The sequence below is a fragment of the Microbacterium sp. Bi128 genome (assembly GCF_918698205.1).
In genome coordinates this window covers 1-7,055 of record NZ_CAKKMM010000203.1, presented here as the reverse complement: position 1 = coordinate 7,055, position 7,055 = coordinate 1, and the positions used below count along the sequence as shown (strand labels likewise).

Genomic DNA, 7,055 nt, shown 5'->3' with positions numbered 1-7,055 from the left:
CGGGTACATCGTCCAGCTGCCGCTGCCGAAGCACATCGACACCGACGCGATCCTCGAGCGCATCGATCCGGCGAAGGATGCCGACGGCCTGCACCCCACCAACCTCGGGCGTCTCGTGCTCAACGTCAACGCGCCGATCACCACGCCCCTGCCGTGCACCCCGCGCGGGGTCATCGAACTCCTCGTGCGCAACGGCTACGACCTGAAGGGCAAAGAGGTCGTCGTCGTCGGCCGCGGCGTGACGATCGGCCGCTCGATCGGGCTGCTGCTCACCCGCCGCGAGATCAACGCGACCGTGACGCTCACCCACACCGGTACCGCGGACCTCGCGAAGCACGTGCGCGAGGCCGATGTGATCGTCGCCGCGGCCGGAGTGAAGCACATCGTGCGCGCCGAGGACGTCAAGCCCGGCGCCGCCGTCCTCGATGTCGGCGTCACCCGCGAGACCGACCCCGAGACCGGCAAGAGCCGCGTGTTCGGCGACGTGCATCCCGACGTCGCCGAGGTCGCCGGCTTCCTCTCGCCCAACCCCGGCGGGGTGGGGCCGATGACGGTCGCCCTCCTCATGACGAACGTCGTCGAGGCCGCGGAGCGCGCGACCGGGATCTGACCCGCCCCGCGCCCGCTCGGCGGCCGCCGAGCCGCGCGGCGAGTGAACCGCACGCGCACACGGCCTGAACGCCCGGGGACCCGACACGCCGACGGATGCGCCGCGCCCCGGGACGTGACATCGTCTTCTCATGACTGCATCCGTCCTGAACGACCTCCTCCGCCGCGTCACCGACAGCGGCTTGCTCGACGAGCCGACGATCGATGACGACACCGTCGTGGGTCTCGCGCACCTGGATGCCGCCGGTGTCGAGGTCGAGGTCGACCTCGACCCCGAGATCGAGGACGTCGACGACCCCGACATCGACGCGATCATGACGTCGCTGTCGGACATCCTGGCCATCAGTGAGGACCGGTGGCGCGCGATCGTCGACGAGGTCGTCAGCGACATCGAGGACGCCCTGGGCGACGAGGAGATCGGCTCCGACGTCGACCTGCGCACCGACCTCGAGGCCGTGGGCGTCGGTGTCTTCGCGGACGCGGTCATCGTGGTCTTCGCCGGTGCGACGTCGTTCCCCGACGCCCTCGTGCACGTGCAGCTGACCCCCGAGCTCGAGGTCGAGGACATCGAGATCGTCAGCGACGACGACGAGGACGACGAAGACGGCGACGACGAGGACTGATCGAACGCCACCGCGTGACACGAACGGCCGGGACGCACCCTCGAGTGCCCCGGCCGTTCGTCGTCGTCGGTAGCTCTCGCGCTCCCGCTCTCCGCCGCGACGGGCGCGGCTGGTCCCTCGACGCCGGTGTCTGGTGCGTGGGTGTGACGGTGGGGCGGGAGGATTCTGCATCCGTGCCCGAGGACCTACCGTCGGGGGCACGCGGCGCGCAGAGAAGCGCTCCGTGAGAGAGCATCCACAGGAGGACGCATGACGAACATCGGCGTCGTCGGCGCCGGAACGGCGGGCCTGCATCTGGGCCTTCTGCTGCGGCAGCACGACATCCCCGTCACCATCTACACCGACCGCACCGCCGACCAGGTGGCCGAGGGGCGACTGCCCAACAGCGTCGCCCACCACGCGGTCACGATCGAACGCGAACGCGAGCTGGGCGTCGACCACTGGCCCGTCGAGGAGTTCGGCTACTTCTGCCACCACCACTGGGTGGGCGGCGCCGAGCTGTTCTTCCGCGGCAACTTCCAGAGCCCCTCGCGGGCGGTGGACTACCGGATCTACCAGCCAACGCTCATGGGCGACTTCGAGGACCGCGGAGGGCGGATCGAGATCCGCTCCGTCGAGGCCGAGGATCTCGATGCGCTGAGCGAGAAGCACGACGCCCTCGTGGTGGCCTCGGGCAAGAAGTCCCTCGGCGACTTCTTCGGCATCAACGAGGCCAAGACCCCGTACGCCGGGCCCCAGCGCCGCCTGATGGTCGGCCTCTGGCACGGTGTCGCGGAGGAGGACACCAAGAGCGTGACGCTCAGCATCGCGCCCGGTCACGGGGAGCTGCTCGACATTCCCCTCTACAGCTTCGCCGGGCACACCCACGCGCTGCTGTTCGAGAACGTCATCGGCGGAGACACCGAGGTGCTCGCCGACGCGCGCTACGACGACGACCCCGAGGCGTTCCGCCGACTCGTCCTCGAGAAGATGCGGCAGCACCACCCGACCGTCGCCGCGCGGATCGACGAATCCACCTTCGCGCTCGCGCGTCCGCAGGACCTCCTGCAGGGCGCGGTGCGCCCGGTGCTGCGCAACGACTATCGCGTGCTCGACAACGGCACCGTGGTCATCGCGGCCGGTGACGTGCACTCCGTGCTCGATCCCGTGATCGGGCAGGGCGGGAACTCGGCCTCGTACTCGGGGTACACCGTCGGCCAGGAGATCCTCGAGGATCTCGGATTCGGTGCCGATCTCGGCCGCCGCGCGGCCGAGCGGCGTCGCGAACGCGTCGAGAAGGTCAGCGACTGGACGAACCTCATGGTCCAGGTGCCCCCGGCGCCGCACATGATCGACCTGCTGGGGGCGATGAGCCAGTCGCCGACCCTGGCGGATGAGTTCACCCAGAACTTCAACGATCCGATCGCCCAGTGGGACGACGTCGTCGGGTCGCCCGAGACGGCCGCCGCGGCGATCGCCCGCACCGCGACCCGCGACACGAGCGAGGAGCCCGCCCATGCATAAGCTGCTCGTGCTCTACCCCGAGCCGGTGGACCGGGTCGCCTTCGAAGAGCACTACCGCGCGGTGCATCTGCCGCTGTGCGAGAAGCTCCCCGGCGTGCGCGAGATCTCGTTCACGCTGTCGGTCGACCCGGGGCCCGCTCCCGCGCCGTACTTCGCGGTGTTCGAGGCCACCTTCGACTCCGCGGACGACCTCGGTGCCGCTCTCGCCTCCCCCGAGGGGGAGGCGGTCCAGGCCGATGTGCCGAACTACGCCACCAACGGCGCGGTCGTGATGACGTTCGCCGCGGAGCAACTCGTCCGAGTGTGAGTGTGCGCGCCGGGGTGGGACGAGAGTTCCCGCCCCGGCGCGTTGCTGTGCGCCCCGCGCGGCGCGTTGCTGTGCGCCCCGCGCGGCGCATTGCTGTGCGCACCGCACGACGGTCGCGGACGCCGCAACCCCTCGGCGCGCGTGTCGCATCGGCTCAGCCGACCAGGGCGACCCGGTACTCGCTCGGCGAGACGCCCACCTGGGCGCGGAACAGCTTGCTGAAGTGCGACGGGTCGGTGAAGCCCCACGCCGCCGCCACCGCCGCCACCCCCTCGCGGGCGTGCCGCGGGTCGCGGAGATCGCGGCGCACGTGGTCGAGCCGGCGGTCGCGCACCCAGTGCGACACCGTCGTCCCCCGTCGCTGGAACAGCGTGTGCAGGTGCCGCGTGGAGATGTACGCGGCCGCGGCGATCCGCTCGGGGCCCAGGTCGGGTTCGTGCAGGTGCGCGTTGATGAACGTGTCGATGCGGAACATCAGCTCCGCGTGCGGGTCCGACCACGGGGCGTCGCGCAACTCCTGTCCGACCATCGTGGCGATCAGGTCCATCGTGTTGTGCGTCACCTGCACGCCGGTGGCCTCGTCGAGGGTCGGCAGCGCGCTGGCCAGCCCCGCGAGGAAGTGCCCGACCGCGCGGGCGAACCCCTGGTCGCCGGGGATCCGCACCGCCGTCAGACCGCGGAGGATCGTCGCGTCGATGTTGATCATGCGGTGCGGGAACATCACGACCACGGCCGCGAGGTCGTCGGCGAAGGCGAGGGTGTACGGGCGGCTGGTGTCGTAGAGGACGATGTCGCCGGGAGAGAGCAGCGCCGTCCGGTCGTCTTGTGTCAGGACGCCGGTGCCGCTGAGCTGCAGCGTCAGTTTGACGTACGACTCCGCGGACGCGTCGACGAGGTCCTGCGAACGGGTCACCGAGTGCCCGCTGGCGCGGACGGTGGAGAACAGGATGCCGTCGCTGACCCGCCCCTCCATATGGGCGCTGAACGGGGTACCCCGGGGGGAATCCACCGTCAGAGGGACGAATGAGCGCGAGGCGATCGCCTGCCACTGTTCCTTGCCCAGGGCGTGCTCGCGGATCAGGCCGGGAGCGACCGTGGACGGCATCGGGGATTGCATCGCCACTCACCTCACATCGATGTGATCGAGCGAGCCTCCATTGGCTCGGACACCCACAGCGTACGTCGCCCCGGGCATCGCGCGCCCGGCGGCGGCGTTGATCGCGGCGCTGAGGGCCAAGCCCCGCACGCGCATTCACCAGACGATGACGCCCCATGCGGCGCACCATGGACCCAGCCGGTCAGAGAGGACCCCGCCCATGATGATGAGTTCCCTCGGGACGTTTCCGCCCGAGTCGACACTGTTCCGCCCGACCGCGCACTTCTTCCGCGGCGGGCTCGGTCGGTTCGCGACGGGTGTGGCCGTGGTCACCTTCGACACGATGGATGCCGCGGGCGACCCGCTTCGGCACGGCATCACCGTCAACTCCTTCACGTCGGTGTCGATGGACCCGCCGCTCGTGCTCGTCTCGATCCAGCGCACGGTGCGCACGCACGAGATGCTGCACGACACCCCTTTCACGATCAACATCCTCGGCGCCGAGCAGCAGGGGCTGGCGCTGACCTTCGCGGGTCGACCGCAGGTCGAGCCGGTGTGGGAGGACGGGCACCGGGCTCCGCGGCTCGCGGGTGTGCTCAGCTGGTTCGAATGCGAGCCGTGGGCGGAGTACGACGGCGGCGACCACACGCTCTTCGTCGGGAAGGTCGCCGATTTCGGCTATCGCGCCGGCGATGCCCTGGGCTTCGTCAACGGCCAGTTCACGACCGTGCACGAGGCCCCTCGGGGCCACGAGCTGCTGTTCTGATCCGGCCGCGTCCCCCTTCCCGCGTCCCGGTTTCGCCGTTCGAAAGGTTCCCCCATGCCCGCACGCCCCGGTTCCGACTACCTCGCTCGCCTGAACTCGCGGCATCCCGAGATCCACGTCGACGGCGAGGTGGTCACGTCGCGGGTTGCCGAGCATCCGGCGTTCGCGCCGGTCGCGCGCGCCTACGCCCGCCTCGCGGATCTGTCGCACGACCCGGCCCACCGCGAGGAGGTCACGTTCGCGGGCGACGCCGGCGAGGCCGAGCCGATCGCGCACCTCGTGCCGCGCTCCGCCGACGACCTGGCCCGCCGGCGCCGGGGGATGCAGGTGTGGGCGGGGGAGAGCGCGGGATTCCTCGGGCGCACGGGCGACTACCTGTCGTCCGCGCTCGCCGCCTTCGCCGGCTCGTCCGCGTTCTTCGCGCGGGCAGGGGACGCCTACGCCGAGCGCGTCGCCGCGTACGCCGAGCGCGTGCGCACCGACGACCTCGTGCTCTCGCACACTCTCCTCCCGCCGCAGGTCAACCGCGCGGTGCCCGCCGTCCGCCAGGGTGATGGAGCGCTCGCGGCGCGCGTGGTCGAGGAGCGCGCCGACGGGATCGTCGTGCGCGGAGCGCGGATGCTCGCGACCTCGGCACCGGTCGCCGACGAACTGCTCGTGCTGCCCTCGACGGTGCTGCGCAACGCGCCCGAGGACGCCGCCTACAGCTTCGCCTTCGCGATCCCCACGGACGCCCCCGGCCTGCGGTTGCACTGCCGCACGCCGCTCCACCGCGGCGGCCCCGCCTTCGATGAACCCCTCGCGGCCCGGTTCGACGAGATGGATGCCGTCGCCGTCTTCGACGACGTCTTCGTCCCGGCCGAGCGCGTGTTCGTGCTGGGGCGCCCCGATCTGTGCAACGCGCTGTACACCGAGACCGGTGCGGGCGCGCTCATGACGCACCAGGTCGTCACGCGCACGCTGGTCAAGACCGAGTTCTTCCTGGGCCTCGCCTCGTCGATGGCGGAGGCGATCGGCATCCAGGGTTTCCCGCACATCCAGCAGCAGCTGGCGGAGCTCATCACTTACGTCGAGATCGAGCGGGCCATGCTCCGTGCCGCCGAGGTCGACGGCGAGGCGAACGAGTTCGGGGTCTTCCTGCCCCGCTGGGCGACGCTGAATGCGGCGCGCAACTGGTACCCCACCCACGTCTCGCCGCGGCTGACGGAGATCATCCGCACCCTGGGGGCGTCGGGACTCATGGCGACCCCGAGCGCCGCCGACTTCCCCGCTGATGCCCACGGCGACCTCGAGCAGTACTTGCAGTCGGCGACGCTCGGCGCGCGCGAGCGCACGGCGCTGTTCCGTCTCGCGGCGGACGCCGCCGTCTCGGGGTTCGCGGGTCGGCAGTCGCTGTACGAGTACTTCTTCTTCGGCGACCCGGTGCGCATGGCTTCGGCGCTCGTCGGCTCGTACGACTTCACCGAGGCGCGGGCGCGGGTGCGCGGCATCCTGGATAGCTCGGAGTGATCCGGCCCCCGTTCGCGTTCACGCGCGGATCGTGAAGTCCTCGAGCGGCGTGCCCGCCTCGTAGGGTCCGAAGAACAGGTCGGCGCCGTCGGCGGTGAGCGCGACCCCCGTGCCCGTCGAGCCGTCGAACGCGGCGACCGTGGCGAAGGGCAGTCGCGCCGCGCCGTCGTCGGGGGCGGCGATCTCCAGCATCCAGGTGTCTCCGCGGGGCACGAGCGCCGGGTCGGCCAGGACCACGCGCATCATCCCGCCGTGCCCGGTCAACGTCACGCTGCCGGAGAAGATCTGACCCTCGCCCGGGAAGACGAAGCCGGCGTCCCCCTCGTGTACGCCCCCGGCCGTCGTCACCGTGCCATCGCTCATGCCGCGCACGTATCCCAGGAGCGAGCGCTTCACGGCCCACACCAGCGCGCTCACGCCGACGTCCAGCTGATCGAGCGGGCGAACGAGATGAGAGCCCGCACGCGATCGGGGGGATCGATCGTGGCCGACCAGATCACGTCGATGCCGACGGGGTCGACGGGCGGCGAGATCTCTTTCATGGCGACAGGGTAGCCCTCGTAGCTCGCCGGGTTCGCGGGACGCTGCACGAGGATGCCGTAGCCCAGCCCTCTCCCGACGAGCGTGCGCACCGCCTCGTAA

8 protein-coding genes and 1 pseudogene are annotated in these 7,055 nt (G+C 70.9%); 6 read left to right on the top strand and 3 right to left on the bottom strand.

Annotated features, from left to right (window positions below; translation table 11 throughout):
• From LQV45_RS14560 to LQV45_RS14545, 4 genes are all read left to right on the top strand, one after another.
• Positions 1–610 (top strand): bifunctional methylenetetrahydrofolate dehydrogenase/methenyltetrahydrofolate cyclohydrolase (locus LQV45_RS14560; RefSeq protein WP_230007647.1); only part of this gene is annotated, 610 nt, incomplete at its 5' end.
• Positions 611–740: 130 nt separating this feature from the next.
• Positions 741–1,232 carry a cytochrome C5 gene (locus LQV45_RS14555; protein ID WP_230007646.1) on the top strand — a complete coding sequence of 164 codons (492 nt, stop codon included), beginning with the start codon at positions 741–743 and terminating at the stop codon, positions 1,230–1,232.
• Positions 1,233–1,481: 249 nt separating this feature from the next.
• Positions 1,482–2,735 carry a styrene monooxygenase/indole monooxygenase family protein gene (locus LQV45_RS14550; RefSeq protein WP_230007645.1) on the top strand — a complete coding sequence of 418 codons (1,254 nt, stop codon included), beginning with the start codon at positions 1,482–1,484 and terminating at the stop codon, positions 2,733–2,735.
• Positions 2,728–3,042 (top strand): EthD family reductase, encoded by a 315-nt coding sequence (locus LQV45_RS14545; RefSeq protein WP_230007644.1) that lies wholly within the window; start codon positions 2,728–2,730, stop codon positions 3,040–3,042. Before LQV45_RS14550 ends, LQV45_RS14545 begins: the two co-directional genes overlap by 8 nt.
• Before the next feature lie 154 nt (positions 3,043–3,196).
• Here the strand turns inward: LQV45_RS14545 and LQV45_RS14540 are convergent, their stop codons facing one another.
• Positions 3,197–4,159: a helix-turn-helix domain-containing protein gene (locus tag LQV45_RS14540; protein WP_230007643.1), complete on the bottom strand. Its 963-nt coding sequence runs from the start codon at positions 4,157–4,159 to the stop codon at positions 3,197–3,199.
• A gap of 199 nt (positions 4,160–4,358) precedes the next feature.
• Here LQV45_RS14540 and LQV45_RS14535 point away from each other — a divergent pair, with 199 nt between their 5' ends.
• Both LQV45_RS14535 and hpaB read left to right on the top strand, forming a co-directional pair.
• A complete protein-coding gene (locus LQV45_RS14535) occupies positions 4,359–4,904 on the top strand; it encodes a flavin reductase family protein (RefSeq protein WP_230007642.1) in 546 nt (181 codons plus the stop codon).
• Between the two features lie 54 nt (positions 4,905–4,958).
• Positions 4,959–6,413: a 4-hydroxyphenylacetate 3-monooxygenase, oxygenase component gene (gene hpaB / locus LQV45_RS14530; protein ID WP_230007641.1), complete on the top strand. Its 1,455-nt coding sequence runs from the start codon at positions 4,959–4,961 to the stop codon at positions 6,411–6,413.
• Positions 6,414–6,431: 18 nt separating this feature from the next.
• Here the strand turns inward: hpaB and LQV45_RS14525 are convergent, their stop codons facing one another.
• Positions 6,432–6,830: an HtaA domain-containing protein gene (locus LQV45_RS14525; protein WP_230007640.1), complete on the bottom strand. Its 399-nt coding sequence runs from the start codon at positions 6,828–6,830 to the stop codon at positions 6,432–6,434.
• A pseudogene (locus tag LQV45_RS14520) lies at positions 6,827–7,055 on the bottom strand (LysR family transcriptional regulator); the annotation flags it as partial. The gene LQV45_RS14525 and the pseudogene LQV45_RS14520, both read right to left, overlap by 4 nt.

Coding starts and splice junctions, on each gene's coding strand:
- LQV45_RS14555 (WP_230007646.1), top strand. CDS start 741: ATGACTGCATCCGTCCTGAACGACCTCCTCCGCCGCGTCACCGACAGC.
- LQV45_RS14550 (WP_230007645.1), top strand. CDS start 1,482: ATGACGAACATCGGCGTCGTCGGCGCCGGAACGGCGGGCCTGCATCTG.
- LQV45_RS14545 (WP_230007644.1), top strand. CDS start 2,728: ATGCATAAGCTGCTCGTGCTCTACCCCGAGCCGGTGGACCGGGTCGCC.
- LQV45_RS14540 (WP_230007643.1), bottom strand. CDS start 4,159: ATGCAATCCCCGATGCCGTCCACGGTCGCTCCCGGCCTGATCCGCGAG.
- LQV45_RS14535 (WP_230007642.1), top strand. CDS start 4,359: ATGATGATGAGTTCCCTCGGGACGTTTCCGCCCGAGTCGACACTGTTC.
- hpaB (WP_230007641.1), top strand. CDS start 4,959: ATGCCCGCACGCCCCGGTTCCGACTACCTCGCTCGCCTGAACTCGCGG.